Source organism: Nocardioides sp. BP30 (assembly GCF_029873215.1).
Taxonomy (GTDB): domain Bacteria; phylum Actinomycetota; class Actinomycetes; order Propionibacteriales; family Nocardioidaceae; genus Nocardioides.
Genome location: NZ_CP123620.1, coordinates 3,488,784 through 3,515,285, shown reverse-complemented (window position 1 = coordinate 3,515,285; position 26,502 = coordinate 3,488,784). Strand labels below are relative to the sequence as shown.

The window sequence follows — 26,502 nt, the reverse complement described above, 5'->3', positions numbered from 1 at the left end:
GCGCCACCGACGACACGATCCGGCGGTGGCCGGGGCCGCAGATTGCCCCGGACCACCGCCGGATCTGTCATGTGCGACAGCTCAGCGGCCGTACCTGATCAGCTGACCCATCGGCGTGGTGGTGTTGCCGTGCGGATCATCGGGCGTGCCGGAGAGCACGTTGTTGGTGAAGTAGAGCCCGCGGGGTGTCCACTCGACCTCACCCGGGGAGGGTGTGGCGATGGTCCCGGTGATCTGGCCTCCCCACCTGCCCATGCTCACCTTCGCGATGGAGTCGCCGAACAGCTGGGCGACGTACAGGGTGCCGTGCGGCGCGACCGCCAACCCGGTGGGACTCATCAGGCCCGTCACGACCTGGCGGGCCTGGTGGCCGTAGTAGCCGTTGCCGTGGTGGTGTCCGGGGTGGAGCCGGAAGTTGCCGTGGTAGGCAGCGTGGGCGCTGATGGCGAAGACGCTCCCGCGTGCACCCGACTGCGGGCCCTCGGGACCGCCCGGCAGGCTGGTGACGTAGACGGTGCCGTTGCTGCCCACCTCGACGTCGGTCGGGACCGGCTCGAAGTAGTAGGTCAGGCCGACGAAGCAGGGGTCGAGCCCCAGCCCGGTCGCCGTCGTGGCGTCGATCGTCTGTGGGATGGCCGGCAGCGTGGCGACGGTCCTGATCTGGCCCCACGGCGAGACCAGGAAGATCGCGTTCGCACCCGCGTCGGCGACATAGGTCCAGCCGTTGTTCAGGACGTAGGTGGCGTACGGGTGGGAGTCGACCTGGCCGGTGTAGGTGGCGGGGCCGTTCTCGGCGGTGTTCCACTTCGCCAGGCAGGCAGCGGTGGCCGGGTCGGAGGTGTCAGCGTCCCGGAAACCGTACGTCGTGCCCTGGTCCGGATTGTTCGCCGCCTCGTAGGCGTGGATGTCGGCGATGGTCCGCACGTTCCCCGACGGCGTGAGCACCTTGAGCCAGCTGTCGAGGTTCTCGCCCTCGCCCACGCTCTGGGTGACGGTGAAGGCGACGTAGCGGCCCAGGGTGGACAGCCCGCCGACCTCATAGCCGTTCGGATCGGTGTAGACGGTGGTCTTGGTGCCGTTGCGACCGATCCTGTCGATCTTGCCGGCGAAGTTCTCCGAGACGTAGGCGGTGCCGTTGTCGCTGACGGCCGCGCGTAGGGGTGAGAGCAGGCCGCTGGCCAGCACGTGTTCGCTGGGGGCCGTCCAGCCCTGACCGTGGGTGCTGTGATGGCCATGGTGGGAGCCCGGGTGGTGGGCCGAGGCCGCCGGAGCGGCGATCAGTGAGGCCGCTGCGAGGGTGAGGACCGCGGCAGCGGTGGTGAGTCTGGGAATGTTCGACATGCTCTGCCTCCTTGCAGAAGATGACTCACCCCAGACGCTGCATCAGCAGGCATCGGCCGGGAAACCCCCGACCTGGGTATACGCCCCATGCTGGCGGGGGTATCGCCGATCAGCGGATCTCGATGTCCGGGCGGTCCGAGATCAGGTGGTCGGCGACCAGGTTCATCACCCGGCCGAGCGTCGCGAAGTCATCGGCGGGGACCAGGTCCACCAGGTTCTCCCGCACGCCGCGGACATGCAGCGGAGCGGCCTCCCGCAGTACCTCCCAGCCACGCTCGGTGAGGACCGCGTCGACACCACGGCCGTCGACCTGCGACGTACGGCGCTCCACCAGCCCGGCCTTCTCCATCCGGGCGATGGTGTGCGTCACCCGGGACCGGGAGTGCCCCATCGCACTGGCCAGCTGGGCCATCCGCAGCGTGCCCTCGGACTCCGAGAGCCGCACCATGATCTCGTACTCGGCCATGGACAGGTCGAACCCCCGGCGCAGGTCGTCGTCGAGGCGGTCCACGAGCAGCGTCATCCCGATGACGAGTCCGCGCCAGGACCGCTGCTGTGCGGCGTCGAGCCAGCGCGTCTCCTCGGTCATGTGTTGATCCTAGGAGATGTTGAATCGGGGAAGTATCAGGTTCGGGTCCACACGCGCGCGCCGGACCCGAACTCGCGAGATCCGCGCGTCAGCAGCGCTCGAGAATGAGGGCCATGCCCATGCCGCCGCCGACACACATGGTGATCAGACCGGTGGTCTTGTCGTGCCACTCGAGGCTGTTGAGCATGGTGTTCTGCAGCCGGGCGCCGGTCATGCCGAAGGGATGGCCGACGGCGATAGCGCCGCCGTTGACGTTGAACCGGGTGTCGTCGAAGGGGTCGAGGCCCAGCTCGCGGGCCGAGGGGATCACCTGGGCGGCGAAGGCCTCGTTGATCTCGACCAGGTCGATGTCGGAGATGCTCATGCCGGCCGAGGCGAGGGCACGCTGGGACGCCTCGACGGGGCCCAGGCCCATGATCTCGGGAGAGAGCCCCGAGACGCCTGTCGCCACGATCCGGGCCAGCGGGGTCAGGCCGAGGTCGGCAGCCTTGGCCTCGGAGGTGATGACCACCACGGCGGCGCCGTCGTTGAGCGGGCAGCAGTTGCCGGCGGTGACGGTGCCGTCGGGGCGGAAGACCGGCTGCAGGCCGGCCAGCGCCTCCAGGGTGACGCCGGGGCGGGGGCCGTCGTCGGCGGAGACCACGGTGCCGTCGGCGAGCGTGACGGGGGTGATCTCGCGGGCCCAGAACCCGTCGGCGATCGCCTTCTCGGCCAGGTTCTGCGAGCGCACAGCGAACTGGTCCTGCTCGGCGCGGCTCACGCCCTTGAGCTGCGCGACGTTCTCGGCCGTCTGGCCCATCGCGATGTAGACGTCGGGCAGCAGGCCGTCCTCGCGGGGGTCGTGCCAGACCTGGCCGCCCGCGGCGTACTGCTTGGTCTTCGCCTTGGCCTCGTCGAAGAGCGGGTTGTGGGTGTGGGGGATGTGGTCGGAGGTGCCGGCGGCGAACCGGGAGACCGTCTCGACACCGGCGGAGACGTAGACGTCCCCCTCGCCGGCCTTGATCGCGTGGAACGCCATCCGGGTGGTCTGCACCGAGGAGGAGCAGTAGCGGGTGATGGTGGTGCCGGGGACCTTGTCGTAGCCGAGCAGGACCGGCACGTTGCGGCCCATGTTGTTGCCGGACTCACCGCCGGGCAGGCCGCAGCCGAGGAGGTAGTCGTCGATGGTGTTGGGGTCCAGTGCGGGGATCTTGTCCAGCGCGGCGCGGGTGATCAGGGCCGCCAGGTCGTCGGGCCGGAAGTCCTTGAGGGATCCCTTGTTGGCCCGCCCGATCGGGGATCGGGTAGCGGAGACGATGACGGCCTCGGGCATGAAGCACTCCTTGTTACTCGCGAGTATGAAGCAGGTTCTGCTGACCATAGTGCCCGCCTGTCGGGTACGGCGACAGGGGCCGCGAACCGTTTGGCAGGATCGAGGAGTGCGACACCGTTACGAGTGCCCGATGCGCTGGGCCGACCTGGACATGCTGGGCCACGTCAACAACGTCGTCTACGCCGACTACCTCCAGGAGGCGCGGGTGGACATGCTGCGGGTGCACGCCCGCAGCCCGCACACCGACGGCCTGGCCGAGGGCCTGCTGGTGGCCAACCACCAGATCACCTACCTCGAGCCCCTTCACTTCGACCACCACCCGGTGTTCGTCGACGTCTGGGTCACCGAGATCCGGGCGGCCTCGTTCACCCTGGCCTACGAGGTCTACCGCGAGCACTCCTCGGACCACGGCGACCAGCGCACCGTCTACCTGCGCGCCTCCACGCTGCTCACGCCGTACGTCTTCGAGCACCGGGCGCCCCGCCGGATCAGCCGCGACGAGCGGGAGGCGCTGAGCGTCTACCTGCATCCCGAGGACGTGCTGCACCCGCACGGCGTCGAGGTCAGCGAGGCGCGCCACCTCGAGCTGGGCCACTACCCGATCAAGGTGCGCTTCTCCGACGTCGACGTCTACGGCCACGTCAACAACGTGAAGTACTTCGAGTACTTCCAGGAGAGCCGCATCGCGGTGATGGCGAAGGTGGCCGAGGCCTTCGGTCTCGATGAGCGCCCCAGCGTGGTCGTGGCCCAGGCCGAGGTGACCTACCGAGCGCCGATCTCGCTGCGGCCGGCGCCGTACGACATCTACACCTGGGTGGCCCGGTTCGGCTCGACGTCGATGGTCTTCGACAGCGAGATCGTCGACAACGACGTCGATCGGGCCAGCGGCGCGAAGCCGGTCGTGCTCAGCCGTAGCCGGATCGTGCTGGTCTCCTTCGATGTCGCCAGCGGCCGTCCGGTCGCGCCCCCGGCGAGGTTCCGGGCGGCCCTGGAGTCGCTCGGCCACGACTAGGACCGTCCCCCGGTCAAGGAAGCGTCAGGCCGGTCAGCGGCACCGTCAAGGAAGCGTCAAGGCAGCACAGCAGGCCCCTACGGCGGAGCTAGACCTGAGTCGTGTCCGACTTCGTCTACCTGGCGCTGACCCTGCTCAGCTTCGCTGGTCTCGCCCTGTTGGTGGGAGCCATCGACTCCCGCCTCGAGCCCGATCCCGACCCCCACTCCGATTCCGCCGACACCGACCCCGACGGCACCGACGACCCCGACGACCCCGACGGCACCGACGGCGACCCCCGCCGGACGCCGGACGTCGACGGCGTCACCCTGACCGGGACGGTGCGCCGATGAGCGCCACGACGGCCGCGGTGCTGCAGCTCCTGCTGCTGGTCGCGGCGCTCGTCGTCTCCGTCCCGCTGCTGGGTCGCTACCTGGCGCACGTCTACACCAGCCCTCGTCACCTGCGGATCGAGCGGGCGGCGTACCGGATCATGCGCGTCGACCCCGACGCCGACCAGCACTGGCGCTCCTACGCCATGTCGGTGCTCGGCTTCAGCATGGTCGGCGTCCTGATCCTGTACGCCGTGGCACGGCTGCAGCCGCACCTGCCCCAGAGCCTCGGCTTCGCCGGGTTCGACCCGGCGGGTGCCTGGAACACGGCCGTCTCGTTCGTCTCCAACACCAACTGGCAGTGGTACTCCGGCGAAGCGGCCGCCGGCTACGTGCTGCAGGCCACCGGGCTGACGGTGCAGAACTTCGCCTCTGCGGCGGTCGGCATGGCTGTCGCCGCCGCGTTCGCCCGCGGGCTGGCCCGATCCCGGTTCGGCGGACGGCTGGGCAACTTCTGGACAGACCTGGTCCGCGGCACCGTCCGGGTGCTGCTGCCGATCGCCTTCGTCACCGCCCTGATCTTCGTCGCCGGCGGGATGATCCAGAACTGGCACGCCTTCCACGCCGTGACCACCCTCGGCGGGGGCCACCAGACGATCACCGGTGGACCGGTCGCCAGCCAGGAGGCGATCAAGGAGCTCGGCACCAACGGTGGCGGCTTCTACAACGCCAACAGCGCCCACCCGTTCGAGAACCCGAACGCGTTCACCAACCTGCTGCAGGTCTACCTGATCCTGCTGGTCCCGTTCGCGATGGCCTGGGCCTTCGGGCTGATCGTGCGCGACAAGCGCCAGGGCGGCGCGATCGTGGCCACGATGGCAGTGCTCGCCACCGCCGCCGTCTCGCTGCTGACCTGGGCCGAGATGTCCGGCGCCGGCACCGCCACCCGGCTGGCCGGCGCCGCCATGGAGGGCAAGGAGACCCGCTTCGGGGAGGCGGGGAGCGCCCTGTTCGGGGCCGCCACCACGCTGACCTCGACCGGCGCGGTGAACTCCATGCACGAGAGCTTCACCGCCCCCGGCGGCGGCATCGCGATGTTCAACATGATGCTCGGTGAGATCGCACCGGGCGGTGTCGGCTCGGGGCTGTACGGCATGCTCATGCTGGCCATCGTGACGGTGTTCCTCTGCGGCCTGATGGTCGGCCGCACACCGGAGTACCTGGGCAAGAAGATCGGGCAGCACGAGATCGTGCTGGTAGCGCTCTACATCCTCACCACGCCGACGCTGGTCCTGCTCGGCGGCGCTGTGGCGGTCACCGCCGGCGCCGGGCTCGCCGGGCTCTCGGTGGGTGGCACCCACGGCCTCTCCGAGGCGCTCTACGCGGTCACCAGCGCGGCCAACAACAACGGTTCGGCGTTCGCCGGCATCACCTCGGGCACGCCGTTCTGGAACACCCTGCTCGGTGTGCTGATGCTCTTCGGCCGCTTCCTGCCCATCGTGTTCGTGCTCGCCCTGGCCGGGCGCTTCGCCTCAGCCCGGCACCAGCCCGCCGGCGCCGGCACCCTGCCCACTTACCGGCCACTGTTCGTGGCCCTTCTCACCGGCGTCGCGCTGGTCGTGGTCGGCCTGACCTACGTCCCGGCGCTCGCCCTCGGTCCGATCGCGGAGTCCCTCTCGTGAACAGTCCCCACACCGTGTCCCAGCCCAGCATCCTGACCGCCGATCAGCTCGTCGCGGCGCTGCCGGGCGCCGTACGCAAGCTCGACCCGCGCGCCCTGCTCGGCACGCCGGTGATGCTGATCGTCGAGATCGGCGCCGCCGCCACCACCGTCCTGTCCGTGGTGAACCCGTCCGTGATGGGCTGGCTCGTCACGGTCTGGCTGTGGCTCACCGTCCTCTTCGGCAACCTCGCCGAGTCCGTCGCCGAGGGCCGGGGCAAGGCGCAGGCGGCCAGCCTGCGCGCCCTGCAGGAGGAGACCATCGCGCGCCGGCGCCGGAGCGACGGCGTCGTCGAGACGGTCGCCTCGACCGAGCTGCGCAAGGGCGACGTCTGCGTCGTCGAGGCGGGCGAGCGCATCCCCGGTGACGGCGACGTCATCGAGGGCGTGGCCAGCGTCGACGAGTCGGCCGTCACCGGCGAGTCCGCACCGGTGATCCGCGAGTCCGGCGGCGACCGCAGCGCCGTCACCGGCGGCACCACCGTGCTCTCCGACCGGATCGTCGTGCGGATCACCTCCGAGCCCGGCCAGTCGTTCGTCGATCGGATGATCGCCCTGGTCGAGGGGTCGGAGCGGCAGCGCACCCCCAACGAGATCGCGCTCAACGTGCTGCTCTCCACCCTCACCGCGATCTTCGTGGTGGTCTGCGGGACGCTGTACTACCTCGCCGACTACAGCGATGCGCACCAGTCCTGGTTGGTGCTGACCGCCCTGCTGGTGTGCCTCATCCCGACCACGATCGGTGCCCTGCTCAGTGCGATCGGCATCGCCGGCATGGACCGGCTCGTACGCCGCAACGTCCTGGCGATGTCGGGCCGCGCGGTCGAGGCCGCCGGAGACGTCGACGTCCTGCTGCTCGACAAGACCGGCACCATCACCTACGGCAACCGGCAGGCCAGCGAGCTGCTGCCGGTCGGCGGCGTCGGCCTGCGCGAGCTCGAGGACGCGGCGGTGCTGGCAAGCCTGGCGGACGAGACCCCCGAGGGGCGCTCCATCGTGGCACTGGTCGAGCGCGACCTCGCCGCACCTGCGCAGGCCCAGCTGGTCGAGTTCTCCGCGATGACCCGGATGAGCGGCATCGACGCGCCCGGGCTGCGGCTGCGCAAGGGCGCCGGCAGCGCCGTCTCGGCCTGGGTGGCCGAGACCGGCGGCGCCGTACCGGAGGACACCGAGATCCTGATCGCCCAGATCAGCGGCACCGGCGGCACGCCGCTGGTCGTCGCCGAGCAGCGCGACGAGGGTCCGGCCCGTGTCCTCGGCGTGGTGCACCTCAAGGACGTGGTCAAGCAGGGCATCCGGGAGCGGTTCGCCGAGCTGCGCGCGATGGGCATCCGCACCGTGATGATCACCGGCGACAACGCGATCACGGCCAAGGCGATCGCGGAGGAGGCCGGCGTCGACGACGTGCTGGCCGAGGCGACGCCCGAGGACAAGCTCGCGCTGATCCGGCGCGAGCAGCGCGGGGGCCGGATGGTCGCGATGTGCGGTGACGGCACCAACGACGCGCCGGCGCTGGCCCAGGCCGACGTCGGGGTGGCGATGAACACCGGCACCACCGCGGCGAAGGAGGCCGGCAACATGGTCGACCTCGACTCGGACCCGACCAAGCTGATCGAGGTCGTCGAGATCGGCAAGCAGCTGCTGATCACCCGGGGCGCACTGACGACGTTCTCCATCGCCAACGACGTGGCGAAGTACTTCGCCATCCTGCCGGCGATGTTCGTCACCGCCTTCCCGCAGCTGCACGTGCTCAACGTGATGCGCCTGTCCAGCCCGCAGTCGGCGATCGTCTCGGCGGTCGTCTTCAACGCGCTGATCATCGTGGCGCTCATCCCGCTGGCCCTGCGTGGCGTGCGCTACCGGCCCTCGTCGGCGGTGGAGCTGCTGCGCCGCAACATCGTCATCTACGGCGTCGGCGGCCTGATCGCTCCCTTCGTGGGCATCAAGCTGCTCGACCTCGTCATCTCGCTGATCCCAGGACTGTGATGAACATGAAGGACCTCTACGCGCTCTACCGGCACAGCCTCGCGGGGCTCCGGGTGATGATCGGCGCCACCGTGCTGCTCGGCATCGCCTACCCGCTGCTGGTCACCGGCGTCGCGCAGGTGAGCATGCCGTGGCACGCGAACGGCTCCCTGGTCACCTCCACCGGCGCCCACACCACCTCGACGGCGGAGGCGGTCGGCTCACAGCTGCTCGGCCAGGTCGTCGACGATCCGAAGCTGTTCTACGACCGTCCCTCGGCCGCCGGCGACGGCTACGACCCGACCAGCAGCTACGGCAGCAACCTGGGCCCCAACGACCCGCGCCTGGTCAAGGCCGTCAAGGCGGCCCGCCAGGCGATCGCGCAGCGCGAGGGCGTGCCGGTCACGGCCGTACCCGCCGACGCCGTCACCTCCAGCGGCTCGGGTCTGGACCCGGCCATCTCGCCGGCGTACGCCGACCTCCAGGTGGCCCGGGTGGCGAAGGCGAACGATCTCTCCGAGAGCGCGGTGCGGCGGCTGGTCGCCGAGAACACCCACGGCCGTGCTCTCGGCGTGCTCGGCGCGCCCTACGTCAACGTGCTCATGCTCAACCTCGCTGTCACCCATGCCGCCGGGCACCCGGCAGACTGAGCCACATGGAGGCTAAACGGGGGCGGCTGACCGTCTACCTCGGCGCCGCCCCCGGCGTCGGCAAGACCTTCGCGATGCTCGGCGAGGCCCACCGCCGATGCAGCCGCGGCACCGACGTCGTGGTCGGGTACGTCGAGACCCACGACCGGCCCACGACGCAGAGCCAGCTCGAGGGCCTGGAGGTGCTGCAGCGCCGGCGGATCAGCTATCGCGGGAGCACCTTCACCGAGCTCGACCTCGACGCCGTGCTCGAGCGCCGGCCGCAGGTGGTCTGCGTCGACGAGCTCGCCCACACCAACGTCCCGGGCAGCCGGCACGCCAAGCGCGCCCAGGACATCGAGGAGCTGCGCGCTGCCGGCATCGACGTGATCACCACCGTCAACATCCAGCACCTGGAGTCGCTCAACGACGAGGTCGAGCGGATCACCGGCGTCCGGCAGCGCGAGACGGTGCCCGACGAGGTGGTCCGCACCGCCGACCAGATCAACCTGGTCGACATGGCGCCCGACGCGCTGCGCCGGCGGATGGCGCACGGCAACATCTACCGTCCGGAGAAGATCGACGCCTCGTTGACGTCGTTCTTCCGGGTCGGCAACCTGACCGCTCTGCGCGAGCTCGCGCTGCTCTGGCTGGCCGATCGGGTCGACGACGCGCTGGGCGACTACCGGCGTGAGCAGGGCATCCGCAGTCCGTGGCCGACCAAGGAGCGGATCGTGGTCGCCGTGACGGGCGGGCCGGAGAGCGAGACGCTGCTGCGCCGCGGAGCCCGGCTGGCCCAGCGCGCGGCCGGTTCGGAGCTGCTGGCCGTGCACGTGCTGACGGCCGACGGCCTGCAGGCGCCGGAGGCGGCCGGGCTCAGCCGGCTGCAGGAGCTGACCCGCTCGCTCGACGGCACCTTCCACTCGGTGGTGGGGGAGGATGCCGCCGAGGCCATCGTCGACTTCGCGGTCGGCAGCAACGCCACCATGATCGTGGTCGGGGTCTCGCGGCACGGCCGGATCCGCCGGCTGCTGGCCGGCACCACCGGCGACCGGATCGCCGCCGCAGCCGGCTCGATCGACGTCCACCTGGTCACCCACGAGCAGATCCCGCGGACCGTGCGGCGACGGATCTCGATGTCACCGCTGAGCCCGCGCCGTCAGGCGCTGGGCTGGGTGATGGCGCTCGCGGTGCCGCTGCTGCTGGCGTGGTGGCTCAACCACACCGCCCAGACCGCCGGTGCGACCGATCAGCTGCCGCTGGCCAGCCTCCTGCTCCTGGCGACGACGGTGCTGGTGGCGCTGGTGGGAGGCAGGTGGCCGGCGGTGGTGGCGGCGATGTTCGGCTTCGTCAACCTCAACTGGTGGTTCACCCCGCCGGTGCGCCGGCTGACGATCGCCGAGCCGCGCAACCTGCTCGCCCTGGTCGTCTTCGTGCTCGTGGCGGTGGCCGTGGCCACCGTCGTCGACGGTGCGTCGCGGCGGACCGAGGAGGCACTGCGGGCGCGCGCGGAGGCGGCCACGCTCGGTGCCCTCTCCCGCTCGGTGCTCACCGGGCAGGACACCGCCGACGCCATCGTGGAGCGGGTCCGCGAGACGTTCGGACAGCGCTCGGTGGTGCTGTTGCGGCGTACTGCTTCGGGGTGGGAGCGGCAGGCGGGGGCCGGGATCGGGTTCGCCGACACCCCCGATCAGGGCGACAGCCGGGTGGCGGTCGACGACGACCACGTGATGGTGCTGATCGGCGACCCGCTGCGAGCCGCCGACCAGCGGGTGCTCGAGGCGTTTGCGGTGCAGACCTCGCTGGTCCTGGAGTACCGGCGGCTGCGGGAGCATGCCGATCGCACGGTGGCGCTGGAGCGGGCCGAGGCCACCTCGACGGCGCTGCTGCGAGCGGTCTCCCACGACCTGCGTACGCCGCTGGCCACGGTGCGCACCGCTGTCGACGGGCTGCGCAACGGCGTGCTCGACGATGCCGACCGCGAGGTGCTCGCCACCTCCGCCGCCACCTCGGCCGAGCAGCTGGAGCACCTGATCGACAACCTCCTCGACCTCTCCCGTGTCCAGGCCGGCCTGGTCCACCCCGTGTTGCGACCGGTCAGCCTGGAGGAGTGCGTGCCGCTGGCCCTGGCCGGCTTCTCCGCCGAGGAGGCCAGCAACGACGTGGCCGAGGACGTGCCGCTGGTCCGCACCGATCCCGGTCTGCTCGAGCGGGTGGTGGCCAACCTGGTGTCCAACGCGGTGCGCGCCTCCGCCGGGGTCGCGCCGGTGCGGGTGCTGGCGAACGTACGCCGCGAGGAGGTCGAGATCCTGGTGGTGGACCGCGGACCGGGGGTGCCCGAGGACCAGCGTGAGCGGATGTTCGAGCCGTTCCAGCGGCTGGACGACAGCTCGCCGGGCGGTCTGGGCCTCGGCTTGGCGGTGGCGCGCGGTCTCGCGGAGGCGATCGGCGGCAGACTGTCCGCCGAGGACACCCCCGGCGGTGGCCTGACGATGGTGGTGGCGGTGCCGCGGGCGAGTGCGGTCCCGGCGGAGCGGGAGGGCGAGCGATGAACCGAGCGATGAGCAAGGTCCTGGTGATCGATGACGAGCCGGCCCTCGCCCGCGCGCTCGCGGTGAACCTGCGCGCCGCCGGTTGGGAGGTCGAGGTCGCCCACGACGGTCGCTCCGGCCTGACGGCGGCTGCCGGCTTCCACCCCGACGTGGTGCTGCTCGACCTCGGCCTGCCCGATCTCGACGGCACCGAGGTGCTGGCCGGCCTGCGCGGCTGGACGTCGGTGCCGGTGGTGGTGCTCAGCGCGCGTCAGCACGGCGACGACAAGGTCGAGGCGCTCGACCTGGGTGCCGACGACTACGTCACCAAGCCGTTCGCCATGGACGAGCTGATGGCGCGGCTGCGCGCCGCCGTACGGCGAGGCCAGGAGGCCACTCCCGCGCAGGCCGCCACCCTCAGCATCGGCGACCTGGAGATCGACTTCGCCCGCAAGCGCGTCGCCAAGCACGGCGAGGACATCCGGCTGACGCCCACCGAGTGGGCCTTCCTGGAGCTGCTGGCGCGCAACGTGGGCCGGCTGGTCTCGCGCGAGCAGATCCTCAAGGAGGTGTGGGGGCCGGTCTACGCCAAGGAGACGCACTACCTGCGCGTCTACGCCGCCCAGCTGCGCCGCAAGCTGGAGGACGACCCGGCGCACCCGCGCTACCTGGTGACCAGCAGCGGGTTGGGCTACACCCTGGAGCCGTGAGGTCGGCGCTGGCGAGCCGCCCGGGTATGCGCCGCCCCCCGCGGGCGCAGCACGGCCACGGCCGCCGACAGCGCGACCAGCAGGGCGAGGTGCCCCAGGTCGGAGCCGGCGAAGCTCAGCTGTCCGCCGCTGTTGACGACGAACCCGGTCAGGAAGCCCCAGCCCGAGAGGCCGAGGAGCACCGCGTACCCGAAGGGCACGGTGAGGGCCGCGAGGGCACACGCGCCCAGGAAGCCGAACAGCCCCGCGGCGAGGTCGGCGTGAGTGTGGGCCAGGAGCGCGGCAAGGCCGAACAGGAGCGCGAATCCCCATCCTGCGCGGACGGCGGCGACGTCGGTGAGGCGTGACTCCATGCCTCCAGTCAAGGGCCGATGGGGCCTCGCGGCGCCGGCTCCGATGCGTTCTTGACGCCGTACCGGCCAACATTTACGGAATCTTGACGCCGTCAGGCGGGTCACGGATGAGGACTGCTGGAACGGCCCGCGTCAGGCTTGTCCCGTGTCATCAGCGACCCTGAAAGCGCCGACCGGCTCCCCGGCGCCCGAGCAGCCCGAGCCGCGCCAGAAGTGGTACCGGGTGATGTGCCTGACCGGCGTGGACTACTTCTCCAGCCTCGGTTACGCACCCGGCATCGCCGCACTCGCCGCCGGCCTGGTCTCGCCCCTGGCGACGATCGGCCTGGTCATCCTCACCCTCGGCGGCGCGCTACCGGTCTACCGCCGGGTCGCGCTGGAGTCGCCGCACGGCCAGGGCTCGATCGCGATGCTCGAGCGGCTGCTCGGGTTCTGGAAGGGCAAGCTCTTCGTCCTGGTCCTGCTCGGCTTCGCGTGCACCGACTTCGTCATCACCATGACGCTCTCGGCGGCCGACGGCGCTGCGCATCTTCGGGAGAACCCCCACGTGCCCAGCAGCATCGGGGATCACCCGATGCTGATCACCTTCGTCTTCCTGCTCGCGCTCGGTGCCGTCTTCTTCAGGGGTTTCAAGGAGGCGATCGGGATCGCCGTGGTCCTGGTCTGCCTCTACCTCGCGCTCAACGCTGTCGTCGTGCTGGTGGGCGTGGCCGAGGTGTTCAAGGCGCCGTCGGTCTTCAGCCACTGGCGCACCGGGCTGACCCAGGAGCACGGCAGTGCGCTGGCGATCGTCGGCGTCTCGCTGCTCGCCTTCCCCAAGCTCGCGCTGGGCATGTCGGGCTTCGAGACCGGGGTGGCGGTGATGCCGCAGATCCAGGGCGACCCCACCGACACCCCGGCCCGGCCGCTGGGGCTGGTCCGGGAGACCCGCAAGCTGCTGGCGTCGGCTGCGATCATCATGAGCACGTTCCTGATCCTCAGCTCGTGGGTCTGCACCCTGTTGATCCCGCAGGACGCGTTCAAGGCGGGCGGTGCGGCCAACGGCCGTGCACTCGCCTACCTCGCGCACGAATACCTCGGCAGCGGCTTCGGATCGATCTACGACATCTCCACGATCACGATCCTGTGGTTCGCCGGTGCCTCGGCGATGGCCGGCCTGCTGAACCTGATCCCGCGCTACCTGCCCCGCTACGGCATGTCGCCCCAGTGGGCCGGGGCGACCCGGCCGCTGGTCGTGGTCGTCATGGGGGTCGCCTTCCTGATCACCTGGATCTTCGACGCCAGCGTGGATGCCCAGGGCGGCGCCTACGCGACAGGCGTGCTGGTGCTGATGAGCTCGGGCGCTGTCGCGGTGACGCTGGCCGCCCGCAAGGCCGGGCAGCGCAAGCGCACCGTCGCCTTCGCGGTGATCGCGCTGATCTTCTGCTACACCACGATCGTCAACTGCGTCGAGCGCCCCGACGGCCTCAAGATCGGCGGCTGCTTCATCCTGGCGATCGTGGTGGTCTCGCTGCTCTCCCGGATCGGCAGGTCCTTCGAGCTGCGCACCACCTCGATCGAGCTGGACGCCACCGCAGACCGGTTCCTCCGTGACTGCGCACGCCGCCGGATCCGGCTGGTCGCCAACGAGCCCGGTGCTCTCGATGCGCAGGAGTACGACGACAAGACGCGCCAGGTCGTCGCCGACCACGACCTGACCGACGAGGGCGACATCGTCTTCATCGAGGTCACCCTCACCGATCCCTCCGACTTCGAGGGCCGGCTCTCGGTGCACGGCGTCGTGGTCCACGGGCACCGACGGGTGCTGCGGATGGAGTCCGCCACGGTGCCCAATGCGCTGGCGGCGCTGCTGATGCACATCCGCGACGTCACAGGCGTCACGCCGCACATCTACTTCGAGTGGACCGAGGGTGGCCCGGTGATCAACCTGCTGCGCTTCCTCTTCCTCGGCATCGGGGAGGTCGCACCGACCACCCGCGAGGTGCTGCGACGGGCCGAGCCGGACCGGTCACGGCGTCCGCACGTGCACGTCGGCTGAGCGTTGCGGCGCGGGAGGCCGCGACGGATCAGGCGTTGACCATGAAGTCGGCCGCGCGCACGACGTACGCCCAGAACTCGGCGTCCTGCTCCGGCGTCAGCTTCGCCGCGTCCAGGCCCTCGCGGAAGTGGGTGAGCCAGTGCTCCTTGGCCTCGTGGGTCACGGCGAAGGGTGCGTGCCGCATCCGCAGGCGCGGGTGCCCCCGCTGCTCGGAATAGGTGGTGGGGCCGCCCCAGTACTGGCACAGGAACCCGAAGAACCGCTCCTCCGCCGGCCCGAGGTCCTCCTCGGGGTACATCGGCCGGAGCAGCTCGTCCTGGGCGACGCCGGCGTAGAAGGTGGCCACGATCGTGCGGATCGTCTCGGCGCCGCCGATCTCGTCGTAGAACGTCACGCCCCCATTGTGCGCGGTGGGCATCGAGCCGCGCGCATCGAGCCCGCGCATTGAGCCGTCGTCGCCGACCCGCCAGGATGGGCCCATGCCTACTACTCGCACCGCAACAACCGTCTGGGAGGGCACCCTGTTCGAGGGTGCCGGCAAGGTCACCCTGGACTCCTCCGGGATCGGCACGTACGACGTGTCGTGGCCCTCGCGCGCCGAGGCCGCCAACGGCAAGACCAGCCCCGAGGAGCTCATCGCTGCCGCGCACTCCTCCTGCTTCTCGATGGCCTTCTCCAACGGCCTCGCCAAGAACGGGACGCCTGCCACCACCCTGACCACCTCGGCCGAGGTCGAGCTCACGCCGGGCACCGGCATCACCGGCATCACGCTCACCGTGCGCGGTGTCGTGCCGGGCATCGACGAGGAGAAGTTCGTCGAGCTCGCCCAGGAGGCGAAGGCCGGCTGCCCGGTCAGCCAGGCGCTGGCCGGCACCACGATCACGCTCGACGCCGCCCTCTCCTGATCGCCGGCCGGGCCTGTCGAAGCATCTCGACGAGCCCGGCCGACGCCCGGCCGACGTCCGGCCGGGGTCAGCCCGGGGTCCGCGCGCGGGGACGTCTACTCGTTGGCGGCCTTGGCCGAGTCGTGCGCGGCGGGATCGGTCGTCGGGGGAGTGGCGCCGGCGTACGGCGGGGCCGGGAAGAGGACCTTCTGGGTGAACGGCATCGCGATGCCCTCGTGGTCGAAGCGGGCCTTGATCCGCTGGCGCAGCTCCCGGGCGACCGCCCACTGCTGCATCGGCGCGGTCTTGATCAGCACCCGGACGGTGATCGCGTCCGGTGTCATCTGCTCCACGCCGGTGACCTCGGGCTCCTCGATGACGATGTCGCGGTAGTCGTCGTCCTCCCAGATGTCGTGCGCTACCGACTTCAGGACCCGCTGCACCCGGGCGAGGTCCTCGCCGTACCCGATGCTGACGTCGACGACCGCCCGTGCCCAGTTCTGGCTCATGTTGCCGACCCGCAGGATCTCCCCGTTGGGCACGTACCAGACCGTCCCGCTCTGGTCACGCAGGCGGGTGACCCTCAGCGAGACCGCCTCGATGGTGCCGGACGCGACGCCGACGTCGACCACGTCGCCCACGCCGTACTGATCCTCGAAGATCATGAAGATGCCCGACAGGAAGTCCTTGACCAGGGACTGGGCGCCGAAGCCCAGTGCGATGCCGACGATGCCGGCGCTGGCGATGATCGGGGCGATGTTCAGCCCGAGCTCGCTGAGGATCATCGTGCCGAAGATGGCGACCAGCAGGCCGCCGATGATGCTCTTGAGCAGGTCGCCCATCGTCTTCGCGCGCTGCACCCGGCGGGTGCTGTGAGCGGTGGTGAAGCGATCGGGGAGGACGCCGTCCTCGGCGTGGCGCACCAGCCTGTCGACCAGCTTGCCGAGGACCCAGCGGATCACCATCGCCAGCAGGACCAGCGCGACGATGGCGACCGGTTTGCCGATCAGCACGTCTGCGTTGTGGCGCCAGTCGATGGCGGCGGGCCGGAGCAGGATCTGGACGAACATGGGGCCCATTCTTAACAGCCTCGATCAACCGGTACGCTGATCTCGTGACCAACTCCTTCGCCCGCCGCGCCCTGACCCTCGGTGCCGCCGTCGCCGCTGTCACCGCGGCTGTCGCCGGCCCTGCCGCCGCCGACGTTCCGACCGGCTGGAGCAACCCGTCCCACGTGAATCCGCTCCACTTCATCACGCTGATCGTGTTCATCCCGGTCGCTGCGGCCCTGGTCATCTCGTTCCTGGTGCTGCTCCCGGGCGTCCTGCGCGGCGAGGGACTGCTGCCCAAGGCGCACAAGCCGAGCAGCGAGTCGCCGGTCGAGCGCGCCGGCCACACCCACCCCTGACGCAACGCGAAGGCCCCCGGATCGGCGATCCGGGGGCCTTTCGCATGTCCGGGTGAGCTGCGCTCGGCGCCGACGGGCGAGGCTGTAACGCGGTGTCCGGTCACGTTCCGCGGTGCCGCAACACCGCAGAACAGCGGCAAACGCCGCGCAAGTAGCGCCACCGCACGTGGGTCGCCCTCGTCCACGGGCCGTCCGCAACGGAGCGAGGCGCGGCACCCCGGCCGGGGTGCCGCGCCTCGTCAACCGGCGAGCGTGTCGGTCCAGCTGCTACTCGGCGTCCTTGGCCTGTGCGGCCAGGGCCCGCGCCGCGGCGTCGCGGCCTTCGCGGACGTAGCGCTTCGCGGCCGGCTCGGCCGTGGAGCTCGCCAGCCAGGCGTCGGCCTTCTCCAAGAGCGCCGGCGAGGCGGCGTACCGGGGGAAGAGCCCGGAGAGGGCGACCGAGGCCTTGTGCGTGCCGAGGTGCTCCCACAGGCCGTCGGCGGCCTCGAAGTAGCGGTCGATGTACGGCGCCAGGACCTCGTCCTGCCGCGGCTGGTTGAACGCCAGCGTGATCTCGCGGGAGGTCTCGTTCGGGGTGCTCGTGCTGACCGCAGCGGCCTCCCACGCCGCCGCCTTCGCCTCGGGGTCGGGGCGCGAGGCGCGGGCGGCTGCGGCCTTCTCCTGACCCGAGATGGTGTTGTCGCGTTCGAGCTCAGCGGCGATCTCGGCCTCACCGAGGGCACCGGCGCGGGCCAGCCCGGAGATCAGCGACCAGCGCAGGTCCTGGTCGATCTCGAGGCCCTCGTAGGACAGCGAGCCGTCCAGCAGCCCCTTGAGGTCGGCGATCGCGGCGTCGGTGTGCGCGGCGGCCGCCAGGGAGCGGACGAAGGTGAGCTGGTGGTCACTGCCCGGAGCGGCCTGGGCGAGCAGGTCGCGCAGACCCTGCTCCCACCGGGCTGCGAGGGCGGCGCGCTTGGCCGGGGCCGAGTAGGTCGCGACGGCGAGCGCGGCGTTGGCCGGGATCCGGGTCACGCCCCAGGCATCGGTCTCCTGCCCGATGTTGGCCAGGACGAGCTCGACGTAGTCGCTGATCGACATCTCCGCGTCGCGCGTCATGTCCCAGGCCGCGCTCCACACCAGGGCCCGGGGGAGCGAGTCGTCGATCTGCGACAGGGACGAGAGGGCGGTTGCCAGCGACCGCTCGTCGAGGCGGATCTTGGCGTAGGCCAGGTCCTGGTCGTTGAGCAGCAGCAGGTCGGGCTGCTGCTTGCCCACCGCATCGGCGATCTGGGTCAGCTCGCCCTCGATGTCGACCTCGAGGTAGTCGGTGCGGGTCAGCGTCCTCTCCCCGGACTCAGACGCGGTGGTGGCGGTGTAGAAGCCGATGCCCAGCCGGTGCCGGCGCAGCGTCGGCCAGTCCGCGTTCGCGGTCTGGCGGACCGCCAGTGAGGCGTAGTTGCCGTCCTCGTCGAGGGTGAACTCCGGCGTGAGGGTGTTGACCCCGGCGGTCTGCAGCCACTCCTGCGCCCACCCCTGGAGCTCACGGCCCGAGGACTTCTCCAGCGCGGCGAGCAGATCCTTGAACTCGGGGTTCCCGTACTCGAACTCCTTGAAGTACGCCCGCAGGCCCTCCAGGAACGGCTCGAGACCGACCCAGGCCACCAGCTGCTTGAGCACCGAGGCGCCCTTGGCGTAGGTGATCATGTCGAAGTTGACCTCGACCGCCTGCAGGTCGTGGTTGTCAGCGGCGATCGGGTGCGTGGTGGGGAGCTGGTCCTGGGTGTACCCGGTGATCTTGCGCGCGTTGGCGAAACCGGTCCAGGCGTCGGTGAACTCGGTGACCTCGGCCTCGGCCCAGTAACAGGCCCACTCGGCGAACGACTCGTTGAGCCAGAGGTCGTCCCACCACTTCATCGTGACCAGGTCGCCGAACCACATGTGCGCCATCTCGTGCAGGATCACCGAGGTGCGGAACTCGTAGAACGACCGCGGCTGGCGCGAGCGCGGCAGGTACTCGTCGCGCAGCGTCACGCAGCCGGCGTTCTCCATCGCGCCCATGTTGTACTCCGGCACGTAGAGCTGGTCGTACTTGCCGAACGGGTAGGGGTAGTCGAACTTCTCCTCGAAGAACGCGAAGCCGGCCCTGGTCGTCTCCACGATGCTCTCGCGGTCGAGGTAGGGGACCAGCGACTGACGGCAGTAGTGGCCGAGCGGGATGGTGCCGTACTTGCCCTCGTAGACGTCCTGGACCTCGTGGTACTCGCCGGCGACGAGGGCGGTGATGTACGTCGACATCCGCTTGGTCGGCGCGAAGTCCCAGCGCGCCCTGCCGCCGCTGCGCTCGGTGGGCTCGGGCGAGGGGCTGTTCGACACGACCTTCCAGCCGGCGGGGGCGGTGACGTGGAAGGTGAAGGTCGACTTGAGGTCGGGCTGCTCGAAGGTGGTGAAGACCCGTCGCGCGTCCGGTACCTCGAACTGGGTGTAGGTGTAGACGCGGTCGTCGACCGGGTCGACGAAGCGGTGCAGTCCCTCGCCGGTGTGCGAGTAGGGGCAGTCCGCCTTCACCACGAGCACGTTCTGCGCCGCCAGCCCGGTCAGGGCGATGCGGTTGTCGACGTACGCCGCGGCGGGGTCGAGTGGGGTCCCGTTGAGGGTGATCTCGTGCACGGTCGCGCCGACCAGGTCGGCGAAGGTCTCCGCTCCCGGCTCGCGGCTGGTGAAGGTGATCGTCGTCGTCGAGCCGAAGGCCTGATCGCCGGTGGTGAGGTCCAGCTCGATGTCGTACGACGTGACGTCGAGGAGTCCGGCGCGGGTGCGCGCCTCGTCCCGAGTGAGGTTGGTTCCTGGCATGCGGCGATCCTCTCATCCACTCTGTGAGATTGCCGACGAGGGACAGGGCTCTGCCCGCAGAGGGCCCGCCTGACGGAAAAGAATTACACGAATGTAGTTAGCTATCCGGCGTGTCGCGTTGACATTTTTATCTCTAGAGTGCTCACGTGCCTCACCAGTCACAGCAGTCACGCCGACCCCTGGCGCGCGTCGCGATCGCGTCCGGGTTGGCCTCCGCTGCCTTCGCCGCGACCCTCGTGCCCACCACCAGCGTCCCCGCCACGGCGGCCACGGTCGGCGTGCTGTGCACCGGCTTCGGTCCATGCACCGATGCCGGGATGAGCGCTCGGGGCTATCACGCCGTGTGGGACACGATGTTCTGGGGGATGTATGCCGGCCAGAACTGCACGAACTACGTCGCCTTCCGGATGATCCAGGCCGGCATGTCCTCGACCCGACCCGCGCAGCTCAAGGCGGGACAGGGCAACGCGAGCTACTGGGGCGGATCGTTCGGCTCGCTCACCAACAAGGTGCCCACCGTCGGCTCGGTGGCGTGGTGGAACGCCAACGTCCCCGGCGCCGGCTCGGGCGGTCACGTGGCCATCGTGGAGAAGGTGTACTCCGCCACGGACATCGTCGTCTCGGAGTCGAACTGGTCGGGCAACTTCGACTGGCGCCGGATCACCACGGCCGCGAACTGGCCCAGCGGCTTCATCCACCTGCGCGACTCCGGCACCAGTACGCCGACCCCGACCCCGACCCCGACGCCGACCCCGACGCCGACCCCTGCCCCCGTCAACACGGTCCGACCGACGATCAGCGGCACCGTCGCCGTCGGGCAGACCCTCGCCGCCACACCGGGCACGTGGTCGCAGAGTGGCCTGACCTACGCCTACCAGTGGTACGCGAACGGCGTGGCGCTGAGCGGCGAGACCGCCAGCACGATCGACATCGGCAAGAGCAAGCTGGGCCAGACGATCGCCGTACGGGTGACGGCGACCGGCAAGGCGGGATCGGCCGCCGCGACGTCGGCGACGACGGCCGCGGTGATCGCCGGCACCATCGGCGTGACGGTGCCGCCGGAGATCACCGGGACGCCGCGGATCTCGGCGACGGTGACCGCTGTGCCGCCCAAGACGACCAACGCACTGACCACCAGCTCGGTGCAGTGGTACGCCGACGGACAGCCGATCGCGGGCGCGACCGGCTGGACGCTGACCCTGGGCGCCGCGCAGGTCGCCCGGCGACTCACCGTCCAGGTGCACGGCAGCCGGACGGCCTTCAAGGACCTCGTCGTGAGCAGCGCCGCCACCGACCCGGTCCAGGCGCCCGCGCTGCGGGTGACCAGCTCGGGTGGGGTGAGCGGTGACCCCCACGTCGGCGGCGTGCTCAGGGCAAACCCGGGCGGCACCGAGCCCGCGCCGGCGCAGACGACCTACGTCTGGCTGCGGGACGGGGTCCCGATCGCCGGGGCCGCCGCCGCGACGTACACGCCGACAGCGCTGGACGTGACCCACCACCTCGCCGTCCGCGTCGGACTGAACGCGACCGGCTACTACCCGCGGTCCACCGACTACCCGGTCGCGCAGCCGATCACGATGCCGGTCAGGCTGAAGGTGCACGCCGCCGCGGGTCGCCGTGCCGCCACGGTCGTGCTCAAGGTGAAGTCGCTGGGCACCCTGGTCAGGGGCGGTGAGGTGACCGCGCGGGTGGGCAAGCACCGGGTCACCGTCAAGGTCAAGGGCAAGCGGCTCGTGTTGCACCTGCGCGATCTCCCGTCGGGTCGCCGGACGCTGAGGATCGAGTACGCCGGCACCCAGAGCTACGCCGCCGCCTCGACCACGGAGAGTCTGCGGATCGGCCGCTGACCGGCCCCGGCACCGGCCGTGGGCATAACTGTCGGGCCGTGCTGGTTGACTGCGAACATGACGACCACTGAGGCAGAGTTCTGGTTCGACCCGTTGTGCCCGTTCGCGTGGATCACCTCGCGCTGGATCCTGGAGGTCGAGAAGGTCCGGGACGTGAAGGTGACCTGGCGGATCATGAGCCTGGCCTATCTCAACCAGGACAAGGACATCCCGGACGACTACCGCGAGATGCTGAAGACGGCCTGGGGTCCGGTGCGGGTCGCGATGGCTGTCAACGAGCAGTTCGGTCAGGAGAAGCTGGCCGAGATCTACACCGCGCTCGGCACCCGTCGTCACGTCGAGAAGAAGGACTTCACCCGTGAGGTGATCGAGGACGCGCTCGCCTCGGTCGGGCTGCCGGTGGAGCTCGCCGACGCCATGGACGACTCCTCCTACGACGAGGCGATCAAGGCCTCCCACCACCTCGGGATGGACCAGGTCGGCAACGAGGTCGGCACGCCGACGATCGCGATGAACGGCTCGGCCTTCTTCGGCCCGGTGATCGCCAAGGCGCCGAAGGGTGAGGAGGCCGGCAAGCTCTGGGACGGCTTCCAGCTCGTCACGGCCTACCCCTACGTCTACGAGCTGAAGCGCGCGCGGACGCACGAGCTGGACTTCAGCTAGAGGCCCCGACCGATGATGAGCACCCCCTCCAGGTCGCCCCTGCACGCACCCGGCCGCGTCGTCGTCGCCCTCGTCGGTCGGAGCCTCTGATGGCCGTCGACCAGGTCGGCATCCTGGCGCTCCAGCGAGCGCTGACCCAGGCTGCCGGCCTGCTCGACGGGATCGGGGGCGCCGACCTGGACAAGCCGACGCCCTGCACGGAGTGGGACGTGCGCCGGCTGGCCAACCACCTCATCGCCGCACCCCGGATCTTCGTGACGATGCTGCAGGGCGCGCCGCCGGGCTGGAACGGCCGGGAGGACTACACCGCCGACCTCGGCGACGAGCTGCGCACCCGGGGCAACACCCTGATCAACCTGTGGCGCGAGGTGGCCGCCGCCGGCGAGGAGACGATGGCGGACCCCGATTGGCAGGCCGCTGAGATCGCCACCCACACCTGGGACCTCGCGACGTCCCTGGGCATCACCACCGACGATCTCGACCAGTCCGTCGCGCAGCGCGCACTGGTCACGATGGACCGCGTCCTGGGGCCGGTCCGCAAGGGCAGGGCCTGGGCGGATGCCCGCTCCGCCCCGGCCGGGTCGGACGCCTACACCCACCTCGCCGCCTACGCCGGACGGGTCGTCTGATCGCGCCCGGTCCGCAGGCACCGCGGCAGGCGCTCGGCTCGGCCGCGCGCTGTCCGTCGTGACGCGAATCGAGGAGCTGGGCGGCGGCTCACTAGGATTCACTTCCATGAGCAAGGTCGCCCCGAAGAATGTGCTGAGCGCCGTCGCCTGGCCCTACGCCAACGGTCCGCGTCACATCGGGCACGTCGCCGGCTTCGGCGTACCGTCCGACGTCTTCTCGCGCTACATGCGGATGGCCGGCCACCAGGTGCTCATGGTCTCGGGTTCCGACGAGCACGGGACGCCGATCCTGATCGCGGCCGACGAGGCCGGCCTGAGCGCGCAGGAGCTGGTGGACCAGAACCACCGGCTGATCGCCGAGGACCTGGTCTCGCTGGGTCTCTCCTACGACCTCTACACCCGGACGACGACGCGCAACCACCACGCGGTCGTCCAGGAGCTGTTCCTCGGGGTCTACGGGAACGGCTACTTCGTCGAGCAGACGTCGTACGGCGCGATCTCGCCCTCGACCGGCCGGACCCTGCCGGACCGGTACATCGAGGGCACCTGCCCGATCTGCGGGTACGACGGCGCCCGAGGCGACCAGTGCGACAACTGCGGCAACCAGCTCGATCCCGACCAGCTGATCAACCCGCGGTCGAAGATCAACGGCGAGACGCCGGAGTTCGTGGAGACCACCCACTTCTTCCTCGACCTGCCGGCTCTGGCCGATGCGCTGGGGGAGTGGCTCGACGAGCGCGAGGCGACCGGGCTGTGGCGGCCCAACGTCATCCGGTTCTCCCAGAACATCCTCAAGGAGATCCGTCCGCGCGCCATGACGCGCGACATCGACTGGGGCATCGCGGTGCCGCTGGACGGCTGGCGGGAGAACCCGACCAAGAAGCTCTACGTCTGGTTCGACGCCGTGGTCGGCTACCTGTCCGCCTCGATCGAGTGGGCCCGCCGCTCCGGGGACAACGACGCCTGGCGACGCTGGTGGAACGACCCCGAGGCCCTCAGCTACTACTTCATGGGCAAGGACAACATCACCTTCCACAGCCAGATCTGGCCGGCCGAGCTGCTCGCCTACAACGGCAAGGGCTCGCGTGGCGGGGAGGCGCGCGAGCTGGGCGAGCTGAACCTGCCGACGGAGGTCGTGTCCTCCGAATACCTCACCATGGAGGGCCGCAAGTTCTCCTCCTCGCGCAAGATCGTGATCTACGTGCGCGACCTGCTCGAGCGCTACCAGGCAGACGCCTTCCGCTACTACGTCGCTGTCGCCGGCCCCGAGACCAACGACGCGGACTTCACCTGGGCGGAGTTCGTCCGGCGTACGAACGACGAGCTGGTAGCGGGCTGGGGCAACCTGGTGAACCGCACCGCCAACCTCATCGCCGTCAACTTCGGCGAGATCCCGGCCGCCGGCGAGCTGACCGCCGCGGACCTCGCAGTGCTCGACACCGTCGAGGCGGCCTTCGACGCGGTCGGCGCGCTGATCGGCACGCACCGGCAGAAGGCCGCCATCAGCGAGGCGATGCGGACGGTCGGCGAGGTCAACAAGTATCTGGCCGACCACGAGCCGTGGAAGCTGGTCAAGGTCGAGGAGAGCCGGGACCGTGCGGCGACCGTGCTGCACGTCGCGGCCCAGTGCGTGGCCGACCTCAACCTGATCCTGGCGCCGTTCCTGCCATTCTCGGCGAACGCGGTCGACCGGATCCTCGGCGGCAAGGGCGAGATCGCGCCGCTGCCGCGCATCGAGGAGGTGGACGATCTCGACGGGGGCGCGGGCTACCCGATCATCACCGGCGACTACACCGGCGTCCCGAGCTGGGAGCGGCACCCGATCGACGTCGGTACGGCGATCGGCAAGCCGACCCCGATCTTCACCAAGCTGGACCCGGCCGTGATCGAGGAGGAGCTGGGCCGGCTCGGCTGAGGTCGAGTCGGGCCTGCGTCCGGGTCGAGTCGGGCCTGCGTCCGGGTCGAGTCGGGCCTGCGTCCGGCGGCGGATCAACCGAGCCGGGCGAGCGCGGCCTTCAGCGGGTCCAGGCCGAGCGACCCGAGATCCAGCGCGGCGGTGTGGAAGGCCTTGAGGTCGAACGAGCTCCCGGCCCGCGCACGTGCGTCCTCGCGCGCCTCGAGCCAGATCTTCTCCCCGACCTTGTACGACGGCGCCTGCCCGGGCCAGCCCAGGTAGCGGTTCACCTCGTAGCGCAGCGAGCCGTCGTCCATCCGCGAGTGAGCCCGCATGAACTCGTAGACCTTCTCGGCGTCCCACGCCTCGCCACCGCGCCAGCCGAACGGGTTCGCCGACGGGATCCGCAGGCCGAGGTGGATGCCGATGTCGACGATGACCCGGGCGGCACGGAAGCCCTGCATGTCGAGGAACCCGAGGCGGTCGCCGGGGTCGGCGAAGTAGCCGAGCTCGTCCATCAGCCGCTCGGCGTACAGGGCCCAGCCCTCGCCGTGTCCGCTGACCCAGCACAGCAGCCGTTGCCACCGGTTGAGCAGGTCGGCCCGGTGGACGGCCTGGGCGCACTGCAGGTGGTGACCGGGGACGCCCTCGTGGAAGACGGTCGTCGTCTCGCGCCAGGTGGAGTACAGGCGGTGGTCGTCGGTGAAGGAGAACCACATCGTGCCGGGCCGGGCGAAGTCGTCGGTGGGTGGGGTGTACCAGGCGCCGCCGTCGTTGATCGGCGCCACCTTGCACGCGATGCGCTTGATCGGCTCGGCGATGTCGAAGTGCACCCCGTCGAAGCTCGCGATGATCTCGTCGGCGCGATCCTGCATCCAATGCTGGAAGGCGTCCCGACTGCCCAGGTCACGGGTGGCATCGGCGTCCAGGGCAGCCACCGCTTCCTCGACCGACCCGCCGGGCACGATCCGTCGCGCCGTGGCGGCCATGTCGGACTCGATCCGCGCCAGCTCCTCCCACCCCCAGGCATAGGTCTCCTCGAGGTCGACGGCCGCGCCCAGGAAGGAACGCGACGCGAGTTCGTAGTGCTCGCGGCCCACGCCGTCGCGGTCCCGGCCGAGCGGTCCCAACTCGGTCTCGACGAATCTCCCGAACTCCGCGTACGCCGCAGAGGCGCCCGTGGCGGCTCGCGCCAGGGGATCGCGCAGGTGGTCGGGGGCGGCTGCGACGGTGTTCGCGAAGTAGTCACCCGACCTTCCCTCCTGGCCGGTCCAGCCGCGGATCTGCGCCGCGACCTCGGCGTACTGCCGCTTCGCCGCCACCCGTCCCGCGGCCGCCTCCTCGGCCAGGGTGAGCCGGTAGCCGGCCAGCGTCTCGGGCACCGCGGCGAGTCGCTCGCCGATCGCCTCCCAGTCCTCGGCCGACTCGGTGGCCATCACGTCGAAGACCTCACGGATCGCGTGGGCGGCGCTGCTGATGACGGAAAGCTCGCTGCGCTCCAGGCCGGCCTCGGCTCGCGCGACGCTGAGACCGATCCGCTCGCAGAACGCATCCTGCGCGATCTGCTCACGCTCGTCGGCGGCGCTCAGCGCGGCGACCTCGGCCAGGGCGCGCCGGTCGAGCTCCTCGCGGGCGGCGAAGCCGTCGGGGGTCAGGTCGGGCAGCCGGCCATCGTGCCCGGCGATGCCGGCGAAGGTCGCGGTGAGCGGGTCGAGCCGGGCGTAGTCCTCGACGTACTGGTCCGTGCGGGCGTCGACGCTGCGGGTCATGCCGTCGAGGTTAGGGCACCGCTCCACCCGGACGGAGGCCCGACTCGACCCGGACGGAGGCCCGACTC

22 protein-coding genes are annotated in these 26,502 nt (G+C 70.5%); 14 read left to right on the top strand and 8 right to left on the bottom strand.

All coding sequences use genetic code 11. From position 1 onward, the window contains the following. Positions 1-81 precede the first annotated feature (81 nt). The 3 genes from P5P86_RS16575 to P5P86_RS16565 form a co-directional block, all read right to left on the bottom strand. Complete coding sequence (locus P5P86_RS16575) at positions 82-1,341, bottom strand: ScyD/ScyE family protein (protein ID WP_280608556.1); 1,260 nt, start codon at positions 1,339-1,341, stop codon at positions 82-84. 109 nt (positions 1,342-1,450) lie between these two features. Next, positions 1,451-1,930, bottom strand: a complete 480-nt coding sequence (locus P5P86_RS16570) for a MarR family winged helix-turn-helix transcriptional regulator (protein ID WP_280608555.1) — start codon at positions 1,928-1,930, stop codon at positions 1,451-1,453. An 88-nt stretch (positions 1,931-2,018) separates the two neighbouring features. Further along, entirely contained in the window at positions 2,019-3,242 is a 1,224-nt protein-coding gene (locus tag P5P86_RS16565) for an acetyl-CoA C-acetyltransferase (protein WP_280608554.1), read from the bottom strand. Positions 3,243-3,372: 130 nt separating this feature from the next. Here P5P86_RS16565 and P5P86_RS16560 point away from each other — a divergent pair, with 130 nt between their 5' ends. From P5P86_RS16560 to P5P86_RS16530, 7 genes are all read left to right on the top strand, one after another. Further along, positions 3,373-4,254 (top strand): acyl-CoA thioesterase, encoded by an 882-nt coding sequence (locus tag P5P86_RS16560; RefSeq protein WP_280608553.1) that lies wholly within the window; start codon positions 3,373-3,375, stop codon positions 4,252-4,254. Between the two features lie 101 nt (positions 4,255-4,355). Then, on the top strand, positions 4,356-4,586 hold the full coding sequence (locus P5P86_RS16555) for a hypothetical protein (RefSeq protein ID WP_280608552.1): 231 nt from the start codon (positions 4,356-4,358) through the stop codon (positions 4,584-4,586). After that, positions 4,583-6,247, top strand: a complete 1,665-nt coding sequence (gene kdpA, locus P5P86_RS16550) for a potassium-transporting ATPase subunit KdpA (RefSeq protein WP_280608551.1) — start codon at positions 4,583-4,585, stop codon at positions 6,245-6,247. Before P5P86_RS16555 ends, kdpA begins: the two co-directional genes overlap by 4 nt. Continuing rightward, positions 6,244-8,271 (top strand): potassium-transporting ATPase subunit KdpB, encoded by a 2,028-nt coding sequence (gene kdpB, locus P5P86_RS16545; protein ID WP_348537907.1) that lies wholly within the window; start codon positions 6,244-6,246, stop codon positions 8,269-8,271. Before kdpA ends, kdpB begins: the two co-directional genes overlap by 4 nt. Before the next feature lie 5 nt (positions 8,272-8,276). Beyond that, the gene (gene kdpC / locus P5P86_RS16540) at positions 8,277-8,900 is read left to right on the top strand and encodes a potassium-transporting ATPase subunit KdpC (protein ID WP_280608549.1); all 624 of its coding nucleotides are present in this window, start codon (positions 8,277-8,279) and stop codon (positions 8,898-8,900) included. A 5-nt stretch (positions 8,901-8,905) separates the two neighbouring features. Then, a complete protein-coding gene (locus P5P86_RS16535; RefSeq protein WP_348537906.1) occupies positions 8,906-11,431 on the top strand; it encodes an ATP-binding protein in 2,526 nt (841 codons plus the stop codon). 8 nt (positions 11,432-11,439) lie between these two features. Beyond that, positions 11,440-12,120, top strand: a complete 681-nt coding sequence (locus P5P86_RS16530; protein WP_280608548.1) for a response regulator — start codon at positions 11,440-11,442, stop codon at positions 12,118-12,120. Here P5P86_RS16530 and P5P86_RS16525 read toward each other — a convergent pair. Next, positions 12,102-12,473 carry a hypothetical protein gene (locus tag P5P86_RS16525; protein WP_280608547.1) on the bottom strand — a complete coding sequence of 124 codons (372 nt, stop codon included), beginning with the start codon at positions 12,471-12,473 and terminating at the stop codon, positions 12,102-12,104. The two genes, P5P86_RS16530 and P5P86_RS16525, sit on opposite strands and share 19 nt — an antisense overlap. A gap of 145 nt (positions 12,474-12,618) precedes the next feature. Here P5P86_RS16525 and P5P86_RS16520 point away from each other — a divergent pair, with 145 nt between their 5' ends. Further along, the gene (locus P5P86_RS16520) at positions 12,619-14,511 is read left to right on the top strand and encodes an APC family permease (RefSeq protein WP_280608546.1); all 1,893 of its coding nucleotides are present in this window, start codon (positions 12,619-12,621) and stop codon (positions 14,509-14,511) included. 28 nt (positions 14,512-14,539) lie between these two features. On the opposite strand, the gene P5P86_RS16515 is transcribed toward P5P86_RS16520, so the two are convergent. Then, entirely contained in the window at positions 14,540-14,905 is a 366-nt protein-coding gene (locus tag P5P86_RS16515; RefSeq protein ID WP_280608545.1) for a globin, read from the bottom strand. A gap of 85 nt (positions 14,906-14,990) precedes the next feature. Between P5P86_RS16515 and P5P86_RS16510 the strand changes: the two genes are divergently transcribed. Continuing rightward, the gene (locus tag P5P86_RS16510) at positions 14,991-15,416 is read left to right on the top strand and encodes an OsmC family protein (protein ID WP_280608544.1); all 426 of its coding nucleotides are present in this window, start codon (positions 14,991-14,993) and stop codon (positions 15,414-15,416) included. Positions 15,417-15,511: 95 nt separating this feature from the next. Here P5P86_RS16510 and P5P86_RS16505 read toward each other — a convergent pair whose 3' ends face one another. Further along, positions 15,512-16,465: a mechanosensitive ion channel family protein gene (locus P5P86_RS16505; RefSeq protein ID WP_280608543.1), complete on the bottom strand. Its 954-nt coding sequence runs from the start codon at positions 16,463-16,465 to the stop codon at positions 15,512-15,514. 44 nt (positions 16,466-16,509) lie between these two features. Here P5P86_RS16505 and P5P86_RS16500 point away from each other — a divergent pair, with 44 nt between their 5' ends. After that, positions 16,510-16,803, top strand: coding sequence for a hypothetical protein (locus P5P86_RS16500; RefSeq protein WP_280608542.1), 294 nt, complete (start codon positions 16,510-16,512; stop codon positions 16,801-16,803). Between the two features lie 267 nt (positions 16,804-17,070). Here P5P86_RS16500 and pepN read toward each other — a convergent pair whose 3' ends face one another. Beyond that, a complete protein-coding gene (pepN, locus tag P5P86_RS16495; RefSeq protein WP_280608541.1) occupies positions 17,071-19,632 on the bottom strand; it encodes an aminopeptidase N in 2,562 nt (853 codons plus the stop codon). A gap of 146 nt (positions 19,633-19,778) precedes the next feature. Here pepN and P5P86_RS16490 point away from each other — a divergent pair, with 146 nt between their 5' ends. From P5P86_RS16490 to metG, 4 genes are all read left to right on the top strand, one after another. After that, positions 19,779-21,479, top strand: coding sequence for a CHAP domain-containing protein (locus P5P86_RS16490; protein WP_280608540.1), 1,701 nt, complete (start codon positions 19,779-19,781; stop codon positions 21,477-21,479). A gap of 57 nt (positions 21,480-21,536) precedes the next feature. Continuing rightward, the gene (locus P5P86_RS16485; protein ID WP_280608539.1) at positions 21,537-22,142 is read left to right on the top strand and encodes a mycothiol-dependent nitroreductase Rv2466c family protein; all 606 of its coding nucleotides are present in this window, start codon (positions 21,537-21,539) and stop codon (positions 22,140-22,142) included. An 89-nt stretch (positions 22,143-22,231) separates the two neighbouring features. Continuing rightward, the gene (locus tag P5P86_RS16480) at positions 22,232-22,771 is read left to right on the top strand and encodes a maleylpyruvate isomerase family mycothiol-dependent enzyme (RefSeq protein WP_280608538.1); all 540 of its coding nucleotides are present in this window, start codon (positions 22,232-22,234) and stop codon (positions 22,769-22,771) included. 106 nt (positions 22,772-22,877) lie between these two features. After that, positions 22,878-24,686: a methionine--tRNA ligase gene (gene metG, locus P5P86_RS16475; RefSeq protein WP_280608537.1), complete on the top strand. Its 1,809-nt coding sequence runs from the start codon at positions 22,878-22,880 to the stop codon at positions 24,684-24,686. Positions 24,687-24,760: 74 nt separating this feature from the next. Here metG and P5P86_RS16470 read toward each other — a convergent pair whose 3' ends face one another. Beyond that, complete coding sequence (locus tag P5P86_RS16470; RefSeq protein WP_280608536.1) at positions 24,761-26,434, bottom strand: DUF885 domain-containing protein; 1,674 nt, start codon at positions 26,432-26,434, stop codon at positions 24,761-24,763. Positions 26,435-26,502: the final 68 nt, after the last annotated feature.

What these genes read in the sequence shown, in the direction of transcription:
- P5P86_RS16575 (WP_280608556.1), bottom strand. Translation starts at nt 1,341, where the DNA reads ATGTCGAACATTCCCAGACTCACCACCGCTGCCGCGGTCCTCACCCTC.
- P5P86_RS16570 (WP_280608555.1), bottom strand. Translation starts at nt 1,930, where the DNA reads ATGACCGAGGAGACGCGCTGGCTCGACGCCGCACAGCAGCGGTCCTGG.
- P5P86_RS16565 (WP_280608554.1), bottom strand. Translation starts at nt 3,242, where the DNA reads ATGCCCGAGGCCGTCATCGTCTCCGCTACCCGATCCCCGATCGGGCGG.
- P5P86_RS16560 (WP_280608553.1), top strand. Translation starts at nt 3,373, where the DNA reads ATGCGCTGGGCCGACCTGGACATGCTGGGCCACGTCAACAACGTCGTC.
- kdpA (WP_280608551.1), top strand. Translation starts at nt 4,583, where the DNA reads ATGAGCGCCACGACGGCCGCGGTGCTGCAGCTCCTGCTGCTGGTCGCG.
- kdpC (WP_280608549.1), top strand. Translation starts at nt 8,277, where the DNA reads ATGAAGGACCTCTACGCGCTCTACCGGCACAGCCTCGCGGGGCTCCGG.
- P5P86_RS16535 (WP_348537906.1), top strand. Translation starts at nt 8,906, where the DNA reads ATGGAGGCTAAACGGGGGCGGCTGACCGTCTACCTCGGCGCCGCCCCC.
- P5P86_RS16530 (WP_280608548.1), top strand. Translation starts at nt 11,440, where the DNA reads ATGAGCAAGGTCCTGGTGATCGATGACGAGCCGGCCCTCGCCCGCGCG.
- P5P86_RS16525 (WP_280608547.1), bottom strand. Translation starts at nt 12,473, where the DNA reads ATGGAGTCACGCCTCACCGACGTCGCCGCCGTCCGCGCAGGATGGGGA.
- P5P86_RS16510 (WP_280608544.1), top strand. Translation starts at nt 14,991, where the DNA reads ATGCCTACTACTCGCACCGCAACAACCGTCTGGGAGGGCACCCTGTTC.
- P5P86_RS16505 (WP_280608543.1), bottom strand. Translation starts at nt 16,465, where the DNA reads ATGTTCGTCCAGATCCTGCTCCGGCCCGCCGCCATCGACTGGCGCCAC.
- pepN (WP_280608541.1), bottom strand. Translation starts at nt 19,632, where the DNA reads ATGCCAGGAACCAACCTCACTCGGGACGAGGCGCGCACCCGCGCCGGA.
- P5P86_RS16485 (WP_280608539.1), top strand. Translation starts at nt 21,537, where the DNA reads ATGACGACCACTGAGGCAGAGTTCTGGTTCGACCCGTTGTGCCCGTTC.
- P5P86_RS16480 (WP_280608538.1), top strand. Translation starts at nt 22,232, where the DNA reads ATGGCCGTCGACCAGGTCGGCATCCTGGCGCTCCAGCGAGCGCTGACC.
- metG (WP_280608537.1), top strand. Translation starts at nt 22,878, where the DNA reads ATGAGCAAGGTCGCCCCGAAGAATGTGCTGAGCGCCGTCGCCTGGCCC.
- P5P86_RS16470 (WP_280608536.1), bottom strand. Translation starts at nt 26,434, where the DNA reads ATGACCCGCAGCGTCGACGCCCGCACGGACCAGTACGTCGAGGACTAC.